This window comes from Streptomyces sp. NPDC058257 (genome assembly GCF_042881845.1).
GTDB lineage: Bacteria > Actinomycetota > Actinomycetes > Streptomycetales > Streptomycetaceae > Streptomyces.
In genome coordinates this window covers 361499-379545 of the sequence record NZ_JBHVXJ010000001.1, presented here as the reverse complement: position 1 = coordinate 379545, position 18047 = coordinate 361499, and the positions used below count along the sequence as shown (strand labels likewise).

16 protein-coding genes are annotated in these 18047 nt (G+C 71.4%); 9 read left to right on the top strand and 7 right to left on the bottom strand.

Going from position 1 to position 18047, the window contains the following annotated elements; genetic code table 11:
• The first annotated feature begins 1 nt into the window (after position 1).
• Positions 2 to 118 (top strand): DUF6126 family protein, encoded by a 117-nt coding sequence (locus ACFVXC_RS01595; RefSeq protein ID WP_389901519.1) that lies wholly within the window; start codon positions 2 to 4, stop codon positions 116 to 118.
• Between the two features lie 22 nt (positions 119 to 140).
• On the opposite strand, the gene ACFVXC_RS01590 is transcribed toward ACFVXC_RS01595, so the two are convergent.
• Positions 141 to 947: a tyrosine-protein phosphatase gene (locus ACFVXC_RS01590; protein ID WP_389900433.1), complete on the bottom strand. Its 807-nt coding sequence runs from the start codon at positions 945 to 947 to the stop codon at positions 141 to 143.
• Between the two features lie 295 nt (positions 948 to 1242).
• Here ACFVXC_RS01590 and ACFVXC_RS01585 point away from each other — a divergent pair, with 295 nt between their 5' ends.
• Positions 1243 to 2061 (top strand): SGNH/GDSL hydrolase family protein, encoded by an 819-nt coding sequence (locus tag ACFVXC_RS01585; protein WP_389900431.1) that lies wholly within the window; start codon positions 1243 to 1245, stop codon positions 2059 to 2061.
• Positions 2062 to 2093: 32 nt separating this feature from the next.
• Here the strand turns inward: ACFVXC_RS01585 and ACFVXC_RS01580 are convergent, their stop codons facing one another.
• Positions 2094 to 2708, bottom strand: coding sequence for a TetR family transcriptional regulator C-terminal domain-containing protein (locus tag ACFVXC_RS01580; protein ID WP_389900429.1), 615 nt, complete (start codon positions 2706 to 2708; stop codon positions 2094 to 2096).
• A 55-nt stretch (positions 2709 to 2763) separates the two neighbouring features.
• The gene (locus ACFVXC_RS01575) at positions 2764 to 3957 is read right to left on the bottom strand and encodes a Glu/Leu/Phe/Val dehydrogenase dimerization domain-containing protein (protein ID WP_389900428.1); all 1194 of its coding nucleotides are present in this window, start codon (positions 3955 to 3957) and stop codon (positions 2764 to 2766) included.
• Between the two features lie 154 nt (positions 3958 to 4111).
• Between ACFVXC_RS01575 and ACFVXC_RS01570 the strand changes: the two genes are divergently transcribed.
• Entirely contained in the window at positions 4112 to 5332 is a 1221-nt protein-coding gene (locus ACFVXC_RS01570; protein WP_389900426.1) for an MBL fold metallo-hydrolase, read from the top strand.
• A 67-nt stretch (positions 5333 to 5399) separates the two neighbouring features.
• Here ACFVXC_RS01570 and ACFVXC_RS01565 read toward each other — a convergent pair whose 3' ends face one another.
• The gene (locus tag ACFVXC_RS01565) at positions 5400 to 6953 is read right to left on the bottom strand and encodes a SpoIIE family protein phosphatase (RefSeq protein ID WP_389900424.1); all 1554 of its coding nucleotides are present in this window, start codon (positions 6951 to 6953) and stop codon (positions 5400 to 5402) included.
• 253 nt (positions 6954 to 7206) lie between these two features.
• Positions 7207 to 7755: a YciI family protein gene (locus tag ACFVXC_RS01560; RefSeq protein WP_389900422.1), complete on the bottom strand. Its 549-nt coding sequence runs from the start codon at positions 7753 to 7755 to the stop codon at positions 7207 to 7209.
• A 299-nt stretch (positions 7756 to 8054) separates the two neighbouring features.
• Here ACFVXC_RS01560 and ACFVXC_RS01555 point away from each other — a divergent pair, with 299 nt between their 5' ends.
• The 5 genes from ACFVXC_RS01555 to ACFVXC_RS01535 all read left to right on the top strand — a co-directional run bounded on the left by ACFVXC_RS01555 (position 8055) and on the right by ACFVXC_RS01535 (position 11843).
• Complete coding sequence (locus ACFVXC_RS01555) at positions 8055 to 9869, top strand: ATP-binding protein (protein ID WP_389900420.1); 1815 nt, start codon at positions 8055 to 8057, stop codon at positions 9867 to 9869.
• Positions 9870 to 9936: 67 nt separating this feature from the next.
• The gene (locus ACFVXC_RS01550) at positions 9937 to 10371 is read left to right on the top strand and encodes a roadblock/LC7 domain-containing protein (RefSeq protein WP_365855210.1); all 435 of its coding nucleotides are present in this window, start codon (positions 9937 to 9939) and stop codon (positions 10369 to 10371) included.
• A 2-nt stretch (positions 10372 to 10373) separates the two neighbouring features.
• Positions 10374 to 10745 carry a DUF742 domain-containing protein gene (locus ACFVXC_RS01545; protein ID WP_389900419.1) on the top strand — a complete coding sequence of 124 codons (372 nt, stop codon included), beginning with the start codon at positions 10374 to 10376 and terminating at the stop codon, positions 10743 to 10745.
• Complete coding sequence (locus ACFVXC_RS01540; RefSeq protein WP_389900417.1) at positions 10723 to 11319, top strand: ATP/GTP-binding protein; 597 nt, start codon at positions 10723 to 10725, stop codon at positions 11317 to 11319. The genes ACFVXC_RS01545 and ACFVXC_RS01540 overlap by 23 nt, the downstream gene beginning before the upstream one ends.
• Complete coding sequence (locus ACFVXC_RS01535; protein WP_389901517.1) at positions 11316 to 11843, top strand: GAF domain-containing protein; 528 nt, start codon at positions 11316 to 11318, stop codon at positions 11841 to 11843. The genes ACFVXC_RS01540 and ACFVXC_RS01535 overlap by 4 nt, the downstream gene beginning before the upstream one ends.
• A 1-nt stretch (position 11844) precedes the next feature.
• Here ACFVXC_RS01535 and ACFVXC_RS01530 read toward each other — a convergent pair whose 3' ends face one another.
• On the bottom strand, positions 11845 to 13749 hold the full coding sequence (locus tag ACFVXC_RS01530) for a DUF2264 domain-containing protein (protein ID WP_389900415.1): 1905 nt from the start codon (positions 13747 to 13749) through the stop codon (positions 11845 to 11847).
• Between the two features lie 53 nt (positions 13750 to 13802).
• Positions 13803 to 16229 carry a polysaccharide lyase 8 family protein gene (locus ACFVXC_RS01525; RefSeq protein ID WP_389900414.1) on the bottom strand — a complete coding sequence of 809 codons (2427 nt, stop codon included), beginning with the start codon at positions 16227 to 16229 and terminating at the stop codon, positions 13803 to 13805.
• A gap of 272 nt (positions 16230 to 16501) precedes the next feature.
• On the opposite strand from ACFVXC_RS01525, the gene ACFVXC_RS01520 reads away from it, so the two are divergent.
• Complete coding sequence (locus ACFVXC_RS01520; protein ID WP_389900412.1) at positions 16502 to 18022, top strand: M1 family metallopeptidase; 1521 nt, start codon at positions 16502 to 16504, stop codon at positions 18020 to 18022.
• Positions 18023 to 18047: the final 25 nt, after the last annotated feature.

Below are 18047 nucleotides of genomic sequence, written 5' to 3'. Positions count from 1 at the left end.
CATGGAGGAGAAGTTCCCCCGCGGGCTCTGGGTCCGGCTGATCGTCTACGTGGCCGTCGGCCACCTCTTCGCTGCCTTCGTCTACCTGCTGTTCACGCTGGGCGCGCAGAACCAGTAGGGGCGGGCGGTGGTGGAGAGGATCAGTCCAGAAGGTGCTCGCGGAGCCGCTCGCGCGTCTGAGGCGTCAGCCCGAGGCCGTCGGCGAGATAGGTCTGAGTGTCGCCCCAGGTCTGCTCGATCGTCTCGAAGGCGGCGGCCAGGTACTCGGCGCGGGCTTCGAAGAGCGGGCTGAGGAGCCGCATGACCTCGGGGGACATGGCACTCGGGGAGTTGTCGCCGCGGCGCACCTTGTAGCGGCGGTGGGTGGCGTTCGACTCCAGGTAGTCCGCCTCGATGGCGTCCCGCTCGACGCCGACGGCGAGGAGGGTGACGGCGATGGAGAGGCCCGCCCGGTCCTTGCCCGCGGCGCAGTGCATCAGGGCGGGGACGCTGTCGGCGGCCATCTCGTTCAGGATGCGGCTGTGCTCGGCGGTGCGGTCCTTGATGATCTCGCGGTACGTCTCGGACATGCGCCCCGCGGCCTGTCCGTCGGAGAGGGCCGCGCGCAGCTGGTCTATGTCCCCGTCGCGGACCATCGTCCAGAATTCGGCGCCGTGGGCCGGGTCGGTCAGCGGCAGGTTCACGTTGCGTACGCCGGGCAGCTCGACGTCCGGGCCTTCGAGCCGCTGGTCGGCCGCGTTGCGGAAGTCGTAGACCGTGTGCAGGTTCAGGGTGGCGAGGAACGCGGCGTCGGCCGCCGTGGCGTGCGCGAGGTGACCGCTGCGGAAGAGCCTGCCGTGGCGGACCCGGCGGCCGTCCGTGGTCGGAAGTCCGCCCACATCACGGAAGTTGCGGACTCCGGTCAGCTCGGGCTCCGACAGCTCTGACGGCGGGACTTGCTGCGTCACGGGGGGCTCCTCCCATCCGGCCGCCGGCGCGGCTCGCCGGTGGGGGTTGCGGATTTCGACCATACGACATGGGTTCCTGAGGCAATCACTGTTGGTCCACTGCTGGTCCACTGCTGGTCCACCGCTGGTGCCGCGGCGTTGGCGCACCGGTGATGCCGCTCGGCTTCGACCGCTGTCGCAGGGCCCGCTGTGTATTCCGGGCTTGAACGAAACTTGACCGGTGGCTTATCTCACCCCCCGTCAACCCCTCCCTACGGTGGCGTAGGTCACTTAGCAAGGTGAAAGATATGACGACGTGAGAGCAGAGTCGACATCCTTCATCCCAGACACATTCACCTCCTACGCAGCGGTCGGCGACAGCTTCACCGAAGGCGTGGGGGACCCCGGCCCTGACGGAACGTTCGTCGGCTGGGCCGACCGCCTGGCCGTCCTGCTCGACGACCGGATGCCGGAGCACACCTTCCGGTACGCCAACCTCGCCGTGCGCGGCAAGCTGCTGGACCAGGTCGTCGCGGACCAGATACCCCTGGCCAAGAAGATGGGCCCCGACTTCCTGACGTTCACCGCGGGAGGCAACGACATCATCCGTCCCGGCACCGACCCGGACGAGGTCGCCGAGCGGTTCGAGCGGGCGGTCGCCGACCTCACGTCGGCGGTCGGCACGGTCATGGTGACCACGGGATTCGACACCCGCGGGGTGCCGGTCCTCAAGCACCTGCGCGGCAAGATCGCCACGTACAACGGCCATGTCCGCGCGATCGCCGACCGCTACGACTGCCCCGTCCTCGACCTGTGGTCCCTCAAGACCATCCAGGACCGTCGCGCCTGGGACGGCGACCGCCTGCACCTCTCGGCCGAGGGCCACACCCGGGTGGCGCTCCGCGCGGCCCAGGTCCTTGGTCTCCAGGTCCCCGCAGACCCGGACCAGCCGTGGCCCCCGGAGCCGCCGCGCGGGACGCTGGAAGTGCGGCGCGACGACATCAACTGGGCGCGCGAGTACCTGGTGCCGTGGTTCGGGCGCCGGCTGCGGGGAGAGTCGTCGGGCGACCACGTGGAGGCCAAGGGCAGCGTGGACCCGTACACCGTCAGGATGCACATCGAGTCGGCACCCTGAGGGGCCTCGGGCGGGGCCCCGGGCGGGGGCCGTCAGCTCGCCGGAGTGGCGGCGGGGAGCAGGCCGAGCTCTCGTGTGAGGGCCTCGTCCACCCACGCCAGCATGCGGGCGCGGGGGAGCGTGCCCTCGTACGCCGTCGCCTGGACCGCGAGGCCGTCGAGCAGGGCCGTGAGGCGAAGGGCCGCACTCCGGGGGTCGGGGCAGGTGAACTCGCCTGCCGCGACACCCTCCCCGATGACCTCCGCGAGGGCCGCTTTCCACTGCTGGTCCAGTTCCCGCGTCACCGTACGCAGCGCGGGCTCGCGCAGTGCCGCGGACCAGCCTTCGATCCAGAGGCGCCAGCCCTTGGCCTGACCGGTGGGGGCGTACCACCGGACGGCGGCGCGCAGCCGGCGCAGGGCCGTGGTGCGGCGGCTGAGGAGGGCGCGCAGGTGGACGAGGTCGGCCTCGGCGGCGTGCGCGAAAGCCGCCGCCACCAGCTTCTCCTTCGTGGCGAAGTGGTACAGGACCAGCGCGTTGCTCACCCCGAGCGCCGCGGCCACGTCCGCGATGCGCACGGCCGCCACGCCGCGCACCTGGATCTGTTCGACGGTGGCGGCAAGCAGCTCCGCACGCCGTTCCGTCACGCTCAACCGCACTCTCGCCACGCCGGGCAGCCTATCCGCCGCTGGCCCACACGTGTCCATGTCCGGCTGTGCCCCCTCATGGGTTCGCCCACCAGCCGAATCGCTCCCCGATCACCGGCAGCCGGTCGGCGACCAGCGCGTGGGCGGCCGCGCGCGGCGTCGTGCCGTCCGCCTCCGCGCGGCACAGGACCACATCGACCAAGGCCCGCATCGAGCGGCGCGTGTGCGCGAAGGCCTCGTCCGCGTCGGCCCCGATGTCACCGAACAGCGTCCACCACCACCAGGCGTTGGTACCGGAGTTGACCACGACGTCCGGCAGGACGGTGACACCGCGCTCCGTGAGGAGCCGCTCCGCCTCCGGCAGGACCGGCATGTTGGCCGCCTCGGCCACCCAACGGGCCGTTATCCGCGCCTGGTTGAACTCGTCGATCGTGTACGACACCGCTGCGGGGACCAGGACCTCGGCCTCCGTGGAGAGCCAGGCCTCGCCCGGCAGCTCACGGTCGCCGGGCCGCAGCGCCGAGCGGTCCACCGTGCCGTGGGTGTCACGGGCGGCGAGCAGCGCCTCCACGTCGAGCCCGGCCGGGTTGGCGATCGTGCCCTTGACGTCGGCGACGGCCACCGTGGTCAGCCCCGCGCGCGTGAGGAAACGGGCGGTCGCGCCGCCCATGGTGCCAAAGCCCTGCACGGCCACGCGCGCGCCCGCGTGCGCGTGGCCGTCCCGGTCGAGCGCCGCGAGAACCGCCTCGGCGACCCCATGCCCGCCGACCAGCTCGCCGAGGCCGATCCCCTCGACCTCCACGGAGAAGGCGTCCGCCAGGCGCGCGCGGGCCGCCCCCTCGTCGTCCAGGAGCGGATAGACGGCCTGAATGGAAGAGATCAAGCCTGCTTCCGCCGCCGCCTGGTCGACCAGGTCCTGGGTCAGGCCCAGGTCCTCGCCCGTGGTCCAGGAGCTCTCGATGTACGGCCGCACCGCCCTCAGGTAACGCACCAGGACGTCGTACGCCTGTGGCGCGCGCGGATCGCAGTCGATGCCGCCCTTGGCGCCGCCGAGCGGTATGTAGCGGGCGCTCGGGTCGTAGTGGAGGGCCTCCTTCATGGTCATCCCACGGGCGAGCCCCGCGACCTCGTCCAGGGTGCAGCCGGGGCGCATCCGCAGACCGCCGCTGCAGACACCCCGTACGAGGCGGTCGATGACCAGGAAACCCTTGTGGCCAGTGATGTGGTCGGTCCAGGTGAGAGACAGGAGAGGCGTGGGAAGTGGGGGCATGGAGCGTACTCCTACTGAATCGGGAATCAGTAGGAGTACACCACGCACCGGAAGCGGGGCCCCGCGTACGTGGCCGGTGCGGGCCCCTCCGGACGGCCGTTGTCCGGGGCGGTGCACATAATGGAGATCTGACCTACCCATTTCAGGAGGCGCTGTGTCCCGTTCGCTGAGCTCCGGGCTCCGCTCGCTCAGGACCGCCCCCTTCGGCGCGGATCCGGCCGGTGAGAGGCTCGCGAGGATCCACAGATCGCCGAATTTCGCCGACGGGACCTTCCAGAACCCCGAGGGGGCGCGGACCCGGCCCACCGGTTCCTCGCTCGAATTCGCGAAGATCTACTTCCGTAAGGAGGAGCGGATCCGGCGCGGCCCATCGGGCACCGTCCCCGTGCATGCCACGACCCTCGCCGACCTCGCCAAGCCGCCGGCCGGCGGCTTGCGGATCACCTGGATGGGGCACTCCAGCGTGCTCGCCGAGATCGACGGGAAGCGGGTGCTCTTCGACCCGGTCTGGGGTGAGCGGTGCTCTCCGTTCTCCTGGGTCGGACCCAAGCGGCTGCACCCCGTGCCGGTGCCGCTCGCGGCACTCGGCCCGGTGGACGTCGTGGTGATCTCGCACGATCACTACGACCACCTGGACATGCCCACCATCCGGGCCCTGGCAGGCACCGACACGGTGTTCGCGGTCCCGCTGGGTGTCGGAGCCCATCTGGAGCGCTGGGGAGTCCCCGCCGACCGGCTGCGCGAGCTCGACTGGAACGAGGCCACGAAGGTGGGGGGCCTGACCCTGACGGCGACGCCGGCGCGCCACTTCTGCGGACGCGGCCTGCGCAACCAGCAGCACACGCTCTGGGCGTCCTGGGTCGTCACGGGATCCGAGCACCGCATCTACCACAGCGGGGACACCGGCTACTTCAGCGGCTTCAAGGACATCGGCGCGGAGCACGGACCTTTCGACGTCACCATGATCCAGATCGGGGCTTACAGCGAGTTCTGGCCCGACATCCACATGACGCCCGATGAGGGGGTGCGCGCGCACCTGGATCTCCAGGGCGGGCGGCCCGACGGTGTCATGCTGCCGATCCACTGGGGCACGTTCAACCTCGCGCCGCACCCGTGGTCCGCACCGGGCGAGGGCACACTCGCCGCGGCGGGCCGGGTGGGGGCGCGGGTCGCGCTGCCCGTCCCGGGGGAGCCGTTCGAGCCCGCGTCGGACTCCGTTCCGGCACAGCCGTGGTGGCGCGGTGTCGCGATCGAGCCGGAGGGCGGGTGGACCCCCGCGGAGGACATCGCCGCGGGCACGGAGCGAGCCGAGCCCGTCGACCGCACCGAGCGTACGGAGGGCACCGGAGAGCCCGAGGCGGCGCGCGTCGGCTGACCGTACCTCCCGGCCCGGCCCCGGCCCGGCCCCGGCCCCGGCCCCGGCCCCGGCCCCGGGAGCCCGGTCAGCCGGGCGCGGGCGCCAGGGCCGGTCGGTCGGCCCCCTTGTCGGCCGGTGCGACGAGCATGGTGAACCAGACGGTCTTGCCGCTGGTGGTGGGGCGGGTGCCCCAGGCGTCGGCGAGGGCTTCGACCAGGTACAGGCCGCGGCCGTCCTCCTCGGTGCTCTCGGCGAGCCGGGCCCGGGGCCGCGGCGTGCTGTGGTCGGTGATCTCCACGCCCAGTTCGCGGACGCTGTGCCACACCCGCAGATTGAGTGGCCCCCGCGCGTGGCGGAACGCGTTGGTCAGGAGTTCCGAGGCCAGCAGGAGTGCCGTGTCGGCCTGTGCCGTGAGTCCCCATTCCTGGAGCTTCGCCCCCAGGAACCGTCGTCCGGCCGGGATCGAGACCGCCTCGCACTCCAGCCCCGTGTCCGCGGTGGCCAGCGGAGCCGTGGGGAAACTGACGAGCAGCAGGGTCACGTCGTCGGCGTACGTGTTCGTGTCCGGAAGCAGCGTGTGCAGGACGCGGTCGGCGGCGCTCTCCAGGCCGCCGGCGCTGGCGACGGCGTCCTCCAGCATGCTGGTCACCAGCTTCAGGCGGAGGTCGATGTCGCTGCTCGACGTCTCCACCAGACCGTCGGTGTAGAGGGTCAGGACCGTCCCGGCCCGCAGCGGAAGGCGGACCTGCTGGTGCGGCACACCGCCCACCCCGAGGGGAATGCCGGTCGGTACCGGCAGCTCGCGGACGTTCGCGTCCGGTTCGATCAGGAGAACCGGCAGGTGACCGGCCGAACACACGGTCATCTCGCCCTGGGCCGGGTCGGCCTCCAGATAGACGCAGGTGACGAACGGCTCGGGCAGGTCACGGGTGAAGGCGTCGAGCGTCTGCATCACCTCGCACGGCGGGAGCCCGGCCAGGGCCAGGGCGCGGGCCGCCGAGCGCAACTGCCCCATGACCACGGCCGCGTCGAGACCGCGCCCCATCACGTCCCCGACGAAGACCCCGACCCGCCCGGCCCCCAGGTCGATCAGGTCGAACCAGTCCCCGCCGACCCCCTGCCCCTGGGTCGACGGCAGATAGCGGCTGGCCGCCTGCGCACCGGGAATCTGCCGGGCGTTGCCCATCAGATTGAGGGCGAGGGCGATCTGCCGCTGCTGCGCGTGCAGCTCGGTGAGCTCCGCCTCGGCCGCCTTGCGGTCCGTGATGTCGCGCATGAGCGAGCAGACGGCGGTGATGGACCCGTCGCGCGCGCGGATCGGCCACAGGGTCACGTCGACGTCCAGGACGCGGCCGCAGCTGGCCGTCCGGCGGGTCTCGTAGTGGTCGACCCGTTCGCCGCGGGCGATCTGTTCGAGCAGGCAGGCTTCCTCGTCCTTGAGCTCCTGGGGTACGAGCATGGCGACGTGGCTGCCGACGGCCTCTTCGGGTGCGTATCCGTACAGCCGTCGCGCTGCCGCGTTCCAGAAGGTGATCTCCCCGTCGAGGGTCTTCATGAGGATCGCGTCCTGTGAGGATTCGACCAGCTCCCGGAAGAATCCCGGCTGGCTTCCGGCGCCCCGCAGCTTTTCCACTGACATCGCTGATGCCTCGCTTCACCTGACGCGTCCGCACCCGGGCGGAGAACCACGTCCTCCGACATCGCCGCACGTCCACGTCATCCATCACCTGTTGTGATGACGGATATTGCAGCACATCAGAGATCGCCTTCAGGCTTCTTCCGGTATTTCACTGATACGGATTCGCAGTTGTCCTCTCTGCGCAATTTCCCGGTGGGCCTGGTGTCATATTGAGAATTTCGGTCACGCCGGAAGCGCCGGGCGTCCTGTCGGCTCACCGGCGTCCGCCGAACTCCCAGTCGTGGACCTCGATGCCGGCGTACCGGGCCGGGGTCAGGACGGCGCGTGCCGCCTCCGGGTCCGGGGCCCGGACCAGTGCTGCCGTGCCCAGCCAGAGGGTGCCGTCGTCGGACAGGAGCGGCCCGTAAGCGATCAGTTCGCCCCGGCCGTGCGGCACGTCGAGGTCGGCCGGCTGTCCCGAGCCGAGGCCGATGACCAGATACCGGTCGCCACCCGTGTCGCCGCCGGGGAAGTCCCACATGGTGCGTCCGAGCCGGTTGCGCCACCGGCGCAGCAGTACGTCCCGGTACGCGCCCGCCTGATAGTTGGGCTCGTCGAAGGCGAACGCGCGGGCGGCGGCGGGGTCCGGCAGATCGACGATGTGCACGCTGCCGGTGGGCGTCTCGCCGTCGGCGGCGAACGTCGGGCCGCGCGCGATCAGTTCCCGCGCGTACCGGTCCATGTAGGACCAGTGGTCCTCGACGAGTTCTTCGCGCAACGTGAGGGAGCCGGGCCGGTCGCGGTGGTAACAGAAGAATTCCATGCCACAGACTCTCGCCCAACGGACACCGGACTCTCAACGGAATTCGACGATGACCTGAACTGGTGTCCGAAGGCGTATTCGGACGACCGTGCGACGTGTCATACCAGAGCGGGACGATGGGTGCCGGACTTTGGCAACTGCCCCCCGCACTTCAAGCGTTGGTGACTACCGTGAGTGTCTGCCGGTCGACGCAGGGATCAAGGTGGCGATCACATCTGTGCCCTCCCGACCGGTACGGCGATGCCGCGAAGCCACGCGTCGCGCGCCCGTCGGAGCCCGCACCCTGACCGAGGACGCTGATGTCTCACCTTCGTGCACCGGCCGCCCGCGCAGACCGCCGTGAGGGCGGGCGGCACGGCAGGCCCGGGAGCCGGGCCGCGCCGTTGCCCGAGGCCCGGATACGGCCCCAGCTCCTGCGCATCGCCGTGCTGCCCGCCGTCGCGGTGGTGCTCTGCGCCGGTGCCGCCGTCCTTTTCATCGTCCGCTCGGCCCCCGGCCCGCTCGACCCCGCGCTCCTTGTCATCCTCGCCGCCGCCGGGGCCATCAGCCTGGCCAGCGTCGTGATCGCCGCCGTCGCCGCCGACCGCACCGCCACCTCCGTACGCGACCGCGTCGGCACCCTGCGACGCACCACCGCGCGCGGACAGGCCGAGCTGCGCGAAGTCGTCGAGAAGCTGCGCCGCGGCGACGGTCCGCCCGCGCCCAGGGCGCCGGCCAGATCCGCGCCGGACGGCGACGAGTTCGGGCTGCTCGCCGATGAGCTGAACCGGGCCCAGGACGTCGCCGTCACCGCCGTCGTGCAGGCCTCGCAGCTCTCCAGCCACGCGGGCAGCGAACAGAAGGTCGAGGTCTTCGTCAATCTGGCCCGGCGGCTGCAGTCCCTCGTGCACCGAGAGATCTCCATCCTCGACGACCTGGAGAACGAGGTCGAGGACCCGGAGCTCCTCAAGGGCCTCTTCCACGTCGACCATCTGGCCACCCGCATCCGCAGGCACGCCGAGAACCTCGCCGTGCTCGGCGGCGCCATCTCGCGCCGCCAGTGGAGCAATCCCGTCCCCATGACCGAGGTGCTCCGCTCGGCCATCGCCGAGGTCGAGCAGTACTCACGGGTCAAGCTGGTGCCGCCGATCGCCGGCACGCTGCGCGGTCACGCCGTCGCCGACGTCATCCACCTCCTCGCCGAACTCGTCGAGAACGCCACGGTCTTCTCCGCCCCGCACACCCAGGTCCTGCTGCGCGCCAACCTGGTGACGGCCGGGCTCGCCGTCGAGGTCGAGGACCGGGGGCTCGGCATGCCCCTGACCGAGCAGAACAAGATGAACCACCTGCTCACCGACCCCGACCAGGTCAACGTCGCGAGCCTCCTCCAGGACGGGAGGATCGGCCTCTACGTGGTCTCCGCGCTCGCCCGCAGGCACGGCATCGCGGTCCGCCTCCAGACCAACATCTACGGAGGCGTGCAGGCCGTACTGATCCTGCCGCAGGACCTGTTGGGCACCGAACCGCAGGACGAGCCCGCCGCCGCGGGGCGCCCGCAGCAGGCGCCGCGGGCCGCACCGCCGATGGCCCCCGTCGGCGTACGGGAAGCGGCACAGCAGCCCGCGGCGGCTCCCCAGGCGGCACCGGTCCCCGTGGCGCGGCAGCCGCAGCGGGACGCGCCGCAGGGCGCGCCGCACGCTCCCGCGGTGAACGGCTCCGCTCCCTCGGTGGACGGTTCCGCTCCCGCGGTGAACGGCTCCGCTCCCGTCCCGCTGCCCGTGCGGAGCAGGGAGGGCAGGCCGACCCCGGCCGAGGCCGTGCCGGGGATCCGGCCTCAGGACAGGCAGGCCGCGGCCGAGCACGCAGGGAACGTGCCGACCCCCCTCAACGGCGCCGCGCACGGCCGGGTGGCAAAACCCCTGCTGCCCAAGCGACGCGCCCAGGAACACCTCGCGCCCCAACTGCGGGACGGTCCTTCGCCCCGCCCGGAGAGCGAACACCACATCGGTCACGACCCGGGCCTGATGGCCGCCTTCCAGCGCGGCATCGGACTCGCCGCCGCACAGGAGCCGCGTGACCCGGCGCCCGGACCCGACCTGGGCGCCTCCCGTGACGGAGGCGACCAGGGTGGCTGAACCGCACCACCCCGCAAGCCCCGCGTCTGCCGAGGCAGACCCTCGTACCCCTAGGAGTCGATCCACCATGGCCAGCGATGCGCCGACCGGGCAGGTATCCGACCTCGACTGGCTGATGAGCGGACTCGTGCAGCGCGTGCCGCACACCCACAGCGCGGTCCTGCTCTCCTCCGACGGACTCGTGAAGTCGGTCCATGGCCTCGACCCGGACAGCGCCGACCACATGGCGGCCCTCGCGTCCGGGCTCTACTCACTGGGGCGCAGCGCCGGCATCCGGTTCGGCGACGGCGGGGACGTGCGCCAGGTCGTCGTGGAACTCGACTCCACCCTCCTGTTCGTCTCCACGGCGGGCTCGGGCACCTGTCTGGCGGTGCTCGCCGGGCGCGACGCGGACGCGGCGGTGCTCGGCTACGAGATGGCGATGCTGGTCAAGAGCGTGCGCCCCTACCTGATGACGGCACCCCGGCAGCTCGCCGGCGAACCCGCCCCGATGAGGCATTGACCGTGGCGGCCCCGCACGACGGGCCATGGCTCGACGAATCCGCCGGACGGCTCGTCCGTCCATACACGGTCAGCGACGGACGGACCCGGCCGACCGCCCAACTGGACCTCCTGACCCAGGTGATGGCCACCGGAGGTCCGGTCGTCGGCTACCCGGGCCCTGAGCACTCGGCGGCGCTCGGGCTCTGCGCGGCACCCACATCGGTCGCGGAGATCGCGGCGCAGCTGAAGCTGCCCGCGGTCGTGACCAAGGTGCTGCTCTCCGATCTCGTCGACTGCGGGGCGCTCACCCTGAGAGCCCCGGACTTCTACCACAACCCCACTGACCGGTCCCTGTTGGAGGCAGTGCTCGATGGACTACGACGACAGCTCTGACCCCTTCCCCACCGCGCTGAAGATCCTGGTCGCGGGAGGGTTCGGGGTCGGCAAGACGACCTTCGTGGGCGCGGTGAGCGAGATCTCGCCGCTGAGCACGGAGGAACTCCTCACCACGGTCAGCGAGGGCACCGACGATCTGTCGGGCGTCGAGAACAAGACCACCACGACCGTGGCCATGGACTTCGGGCGCATCACCCTCGATCCGGAGCACGTGCTCTATCTCTTCGGTACGCCCGGCCAGGAACGCTTCTGGTTCATGTGGGACGAACTCTCCGAAGGCGCGCTCGGCGCGGTGGTCCTCGCCGACACCCGCCGCCTGGAGGACTGCTTCGCGGCCGTGGACTTCTTCGAGCAGCGCGGCATGGGATTCATCGTCGCCATCAACGAATTCGACGGGGGGCACCGCTATGAACCCGAAGAGGTGCGTTCCGCCATCGATCTGGATCCGCAGGTGCCCGTCGTGCGGTGTGACGCGCGGATCTCCAGTTCGGGCATCGCGACCCTCCTCACCCTCGTCAAGCACCTCCTCGCCCACGCCCCGGCCGCCCCGAGCTACGGAGCCCACACCTGATGTACGACTCCACCGCGCACCTGCTGCTCACTCCCGTCGACAAGGAGGCGCCGAATCGGGTGCGGCGGTTGCACAGGCTCGGCATAGGACTCCGTCCGGACCTCGCCTTCGACGCCTTCGCCGACAGGCTCGCCGAGGTCACGGGCGCGCCGTACTCCATGGTCAACTTCATTGACGAGAACCGGCAGTTCTTCGCGGGCCTGCACACCCCGGACGGCACGGCGTGCCGCTACATGGAGCGCGACCACGGCTACTGCCCACATGTGGTCGTGCGGCGCAAGGCCCTCGTCCTGGAGGACGTCCGTGACTATCCGCGGTTCGCGGGGAACCCGGTGGTGGACGAGATCGGGATCCGCTCCTATCTGGGCGCCCCGCTCATCGACCGCACGGGCATCGCGCTCGGCACGGTCTGCGTCGTGGACGTCGAGCCCCGGCCCTGGGGCAGGGCGGGTCTGGAGACGATCAAGGCGATGGCGGCGGAGCTGATCGAGCAGATTCACCGCCGGGAGGACGGCGGGATCTGACTCACACCTCATGTTCGGTGCCGTCGGGGAAGCGGAGGACGACGGTGCCTTCCTCCACCGCGCACGTGATGGAATCCCGCAGCGCCGACGGCCGGACGGTGTCCTGGGACAGGACGACGAGCGTGACGTGGACGCTTGCCCCGCCGTCGTGAGCGGCGAGCGTGAGATACGGCGTCGCCGAGTGCGGACCGTAGGCGTTGGCCGCCACCTCGCGGGCGATGTCCGCCTCCTCGTCCCACCCGTGGAGCGCGACGACGGCGCTGGTCAGCCCGGCCTCCGTACGGGTGAGGGCCCAGCCGGGGCCCCGCTCGGCCGAAGGCGGTGTCTCATCGGCCACCGCATAGCCGCCCTCGCGGACCGTCACACCGGGCGGGGCCTGGACGCGGTGGACGCGCACCTCCCACGGGCCGTGCAGCACGCTGGTCGTCTCGACGGGGAACGCGTCCTGCGTGCCCGGCAGGAGCGCGTCGTGGCGCGATGCGGCCACACGTCCCTCGCACCTCACCGGATGGATCCGACGGCGGCGGGAGGGCGTGCCGTCCGGCGCGAGCAGGGCGAGGTGGTTGTCCACGGTGCGCGCCCACGCGCTGGGGGCGGTCTCGGGCGCGGTCGCCGTGGAGTAGCCGAACTTGGCGTAGTGCGGGTCGTCCGCCGCGGGGCCCTGAAGGGGGTTGTGGTCGCTGCCGTGGTTGATCAGGCGGACGATGCCGTCATGGCGTGTGCCGTGCAGGAGCCAGCCGGGCTCGGGGAGCGCCGTGTACTGGTCGGACTCCTCGACGGGGAGCGGGAGTTCGGCCTCCGTCCACACTGGGTGGTCGGCGGGCAGGAGCAGGCCGAGGAAGCCCTTGCTCGCCCAGTACGGGGACGCCGGACCCGAGTAGGACTGCGTGGACGGCAGGAACGTTCCGTACCAGCCGAGCGGCAGCAGTCCCCGTTCGTCGGGGACGCCGCGCTCCACGAAGTGCCGTGCGGTGCCGGACGCGAGGCGCCGGGTGAGGCCGGGTGCCAGGGGCGTGCAGTCGGCCAGGGCGCCCATCCAGACCGGGGCGGTCGCCGCGAAGCGGTACGTCAGGGAGCGGCCCTGGTGGACGGGGGCGCCGTCGGCGCCGAAGAAGTGCGGGTAGGCGGTGAGGAAGCGGGCAAGGCGTTCGCGGTAGACCTCGGCGCGCCCCTCGCCGTCCGGGCCCGCCATGCGCGCCCACAGCAGCGGGTACAGATGCATCGCCCAGCCGATGTAGTAGTCGAAGTTGCGCCCATCGCCGTCGCTGTACCAGCCGTCGCCCCGGTACCAGTCCTCGATGCGGTCCAGGCCGCCGTCGATGTCCGCCTTGCTGTACGGCGCGCCGACGGAGGCAAGGAACTGCTCGGACACCACCTGGAACAGACGCCAGTTGTTGTCCCACGTCGTGGCGCCGACGAAGCCGGAGAACCAGTCGACGACCCGCTCCTGGACCCGGGGATCGAGCTTGTCCCAGATCCAGGGGCGGGTCTCGTGCAGAGCGACCGCGATCGACGCTGCCTCCACCATCTGCTGTGAGCAGTCGCTGAGTGAGGGCCAGGCCTCGCCGCCCGCGCCGTCGCGGTCCGTGCCCGTTGTCAGACCCTGCGCGTAGCGTTCGATGAGGTGAGGGTCCACCTCGCCGCCCGCTCCCGCGATCCGGAAGGAGGCGAGGAGAAATGACCGTGCGTACCCCTCCAGACCGTCCGACACGACCCCGGACCAACTGCCCCGCCCCGGCAGTCTGTACTGCGCGAAGTTCGGCGTCGCGTACGGGACGAGCGCCTCAAGCTGCCGGTCGGCGAGCGCCTCCCAGTGGGACCGGGTCCAGCCCGTGAGCGGGGACAGGACACGGTCGGTGGGCGGCAGGGCCAGGTGCGGTGCGGGCCTGGGCGGGGGTGCGGGCATGGCGGGTCTGTGCTCCTTGTCGCTGTCGATGGGCCCCGTGACGGGCGGCGCCGTCACCTCAGGCGCGCGGTGTGCGTATGACCGCGCGAGCCCGCCACACGGACGGTGACGACCGCGCGGCGGCCCAGGGTGACGGTGACCGTGTCATCGGCACGCACCACCTTGCGTACGGGGAAGGGCAGTTCCAGGGTGACCGTCGTGCCCGTGCGGCCCGGGTCGGCCACGGCAAGGGAGATGCCGTCGCCGCCGCGTCGCGCGATCACGGTGCACGGGCCCGATGCCGTGATCCCGGCCGCGCTGCCCGGCTGCCAGAAGTGCGCGGCGACGAGGCCGTGGCGGCGCGCCTCGACGGCCTGTGCGGTGGCGTTGTTGGCGACGACGCGGACCGGTCGTGAGAGCGACCAGGCGGCGGTCGCGGCGGTGCTCGCGCCGGGGAGGAGGACGTAGGCGTACGAGGACGCGACGGGGGAGACACCGTGGTCGAGCCACAGGGTCAGATAGCGGCGGGTGACCGGAGTCGTGCTGCCGCCGGTGTCGGCGCCGGTGTTGACCGCCCGCCAGGTGCCTGTGCGCTCCTCGCGCAGGGCACGCAGCGCCTGTGCGGGGTGGTCGGGGAAGACATAGCCGCCGGTGCCGTCCAGATGGGCCCAGCGGGCGCCGGGCAGGGGCGCCGACCAGCCCGTGTGCGAGGGCTGACGCCGGCCGTCGACCGTGAGCCGCGGCGCCCCGTCCGCGTGCAGGTTCCGGTTCTCGACGACCGTCTCGATGGTCCGGCCGTCGCTCGCGGTGATGTCCGCTCCCAGGGCGATGACCGCGTTGTCGAGGAAGAACCACGCCTTCCTCGCCCGCAGCGTGCTGCCGTCGGCGAGGAGTTCCATCGCCGCGGCGCCGTACGCGCGCTCGAGCACCGCGCCCCCCGCGACGGCGTTCCTCGGAAGGTGGGTCCCCGTGCCACCGCCCGAGCCGATGTCGGCGCGTGTACGGGTGTCCACGGTGGTGCCCGGCAGGCGGTACGGATCGACCGTCGCCCAGAAGCCGTCCCCGAACTGCCCCAGGTCGTCGCCGTCGTAGAGATAGGACATGCCGTCGCCTGTGTACCAGCCGTGCAGGTTCTCGCCGTTGCCCGCCTCGTACGCGGCGATGCGCTTCGAGGAGAGCGAGAGCGTGAGCGCCCAGCCGGGGCGCCGGTGCACCACCCGGTCCATGTCCGCGAAGGCGAAGTGCCCGGTGAGCCGGTCGGTGGCCGGGACCGCGGTGTCGTCGAGCACGGCCTTGGCGCGGGCGATGGCGGGAACGCCGACCAGACCCAGGTAGGGATGGGACTTGTTGCGGCGGATCCACCCCTTGGCCAGTGCGCGCCAGCGTTCGGCGTACGCGGCCGGGGCTCCGTCCGCCAACTGGAGGATGTTGGTGACGGCCGCCGCGCCGTCCTTGTGGTCCGGTGCCTTCTCGCGGGACGTCGCGCGCCCCCGCAGCGCGTCCATCATCAGGCCGTCGAAGACCACCGGCGAGAACGTCCGGTCCACCGCCTCGTAAAGGACGGACGTCTTCGGGTCGGTGACGGCCCACTCGGAGTCCGCGAGCAGCGCGATCAGCGCTCCCGCGCTGCCGAGCAGGACACTGCCGTACGTCCCCGTGTACGCGACGGAGCCGTGCTGCACGAACGACCCGTCCTCGTAGAACCCGTCGCCCGAAGTGACGTACGTGAACAGGCTGTTCTTGCCCTTGTCCCGGACATCGGACAGGCCGTCGCGTGCCAGGGCCAGCGTGGCCCCGTCCTTCGCCACCAGGCCGCGCAGCGCCACGATGACGGCCTTGTCGGCGCGGTTGGCGCCCGTCTCGGCCAGGGTCGGGGCGTTGGTGCGGCGGTCCGGGTCCGGGCAGAACTTCGCCACCGTGGAGACGTACGTCGCGAGGTCGGCCGCGGGGACCTTCTCCCGCAGCAGCACGCAGGTGTCCATCAGGGCGCGGGGCGCGCCGATCTCCCAGAACCACCAGTTGCCGGATTCGGGGCGGTCGGTGTTGTAGGCATCGGCGTGCAGGAAGCGCAGGGCGTCGAGCAGGGCGTCCGCCGCTTCGGCGCTCTCGCTGAGGGAGGTGCCGGGCGTGGCCCAGGCCGTCGCTATCGTGCGCAGGCGGGTGTAGCTCTGGCCGAAGTTGCCCGGGTCCTTGGCGGGGGAGAGGTCGGCCCACAGGGCGCTCCGGCCCGCGGACCGGTCCAAGTCGCGCCACCAGGCGGACGCCTGGGTGTCCAGGACCTTCAGCGCCGCCGCGAAGTCCGGGTCGCCGGCGTCGAACGCGCCACCGGTGAGCTGGGCCGCCGCGCGGGCCAGCAGTGTGTCGTACGGGTCCGTGTCCGCGGCGCCCCAGGCCCTGCCGCCGCCCGCCGCCAGCGGCACGAAGGCGGACGCGGCGCTCGCGGCGAGGATCGTGCGGCGTCGTGGTCCTGGTCCGGTGGAGCCGGAGTGGGGCGTGCGCATGGGGAACTCCCGTGAGGCATCGGGGCGTCGGGGTGTCGAGGTGCCAGGGCATCGGGGTGTCAGGGCATCGGGTGGGGGAGCGGGTGCGTGAACTGTGATGCGTGAGTGATCCCGCGACAGCATGTAAGCGGTTGCTATGGCGCGCAAGAGGGCCGGGAATCTTTCTACGTTCTTTCTGCGCGTCCTTGGCCTCTGCGGTGGGCGTCAGAGGGCCAACCGGTCGCGGCTGGGGTGTTGACGCTGACAGTAAGCGATTACTACGTTGCGGCCCCATGGCTGAGAACAGGATCCGAACCGTACGTGCTCGAAGCACCCGGACCGTCCGCGCCGCGACAGCGACAGCGGTCGCGGCCGCCACCCTCGCGCTCGCCCTCCCCGCCCACGCGGCGCCCTTCACCCCGACCCCGGGTGCGGACGGCGTCGGCGACCCGCTGTTCCCGACGCTCGGCAACGGCGGCTACGACGTCCGCCACTACGACCTCTCCTTCGACTTCACGCCGGTGACGTACGACTTCACCGGCACCATGAAGATCAGGGCGAGAGCCACCCAGGACCTGTCGTCCTTCAACCTCGACGTCGACTCGCTGGCCATCGACGCCATCAAGGTCAACGGCAAGAAGGCCACGTGGTCGATCGGGCCGGGTCAGAGTGGTCAGGAGCTCACCGTCACCCCGGCGGGCGGCCTGCGCGACCGACGTGCCTTCGACGTCGAACTGACCTACCACGGCAACGGCAGGACCAAGCCGACCGGACAGCCGGGCTGGCGCTACATGTCCGACGGCGGCTTCGCCTCCGCCGCCCAGGCCTCCCGCGCGGACACCTTCGCGCCGGTCAACGACCACCCCTCCGACAAGGCGACCTGGTCCTTCCACCTCACCGCCCCCGACGGCTGGACGCCCGCCGCCAACGGCAACCTCACCGGCACACGCGAGGCCGCCGGATCCGCGGGATCCGCGGGATCCGCGGGAACCGGCGGATCCACCGAACCCAGGAAGACCTGGGACTTCGCCCTCAAGTCACCCATGGCGCCCGAGCTGTTGGGGATCTCCGTCGACAAGCAGACCTACCTCCATGGCCGCGGCCCGCACGGAGTGAAGCTGCGCCACCTCGTCCCCGAGGACCAGCAGGCCAAGTACGAGCCCATAGCCGAGGAGACCGGCGGGCAGCTGGCGTGGCTGGAGAAGACCCTCGGGGTGCGCTACCCGTTCGACACCTACGGGGTGCAGATCGTGCGGGACGGCTACAGCGACGCGCTGGAGAACCAGACCCTCTCGCTCTTCGGCCCCTCCTGGTTCGACCGGCCCACCTACTCGACCACCATGGTCCATGAGCTGACCCACCAGTGGTTCGGCGACTCCGTCACGCCCGCCACCTGGCAGGACGCCTGGCTGAACGAAGGTCCCGCCGTCTACTACGCGGCCGTGTGGGCGGACCAGAAGGGCTTTCAGCCCATCGAGGAGAAGATGAAGACCGCGTATGCCGAGCTGGACGCGGTCCGCAAGACCGACGGCCCGCCCGGAAAGCCCACCGGGCTCGGCGGCTTCAACATCTACGACGGCGCCGCGGTCTCCCTCTACGCCCTCGACCAGCAGATCGGGCAGGAGAAGTTCGAGGCCGTCATGAAGGCGTGGCTGACCGGGCACCGGCACGGCAACGCCTCCACCCAGGACTTCATCGACAACGCCGTCGAGGTCACCGGCGACGACTCGGTCGGTACGTTCCTGCACCACTGGCTGTACGACCTCGACAACCCGCCCATGCCGGGCCACCCGGACTGGGGTGTGGCCAAGTGAGGCGGCCACGCGTCATCACCGCGGT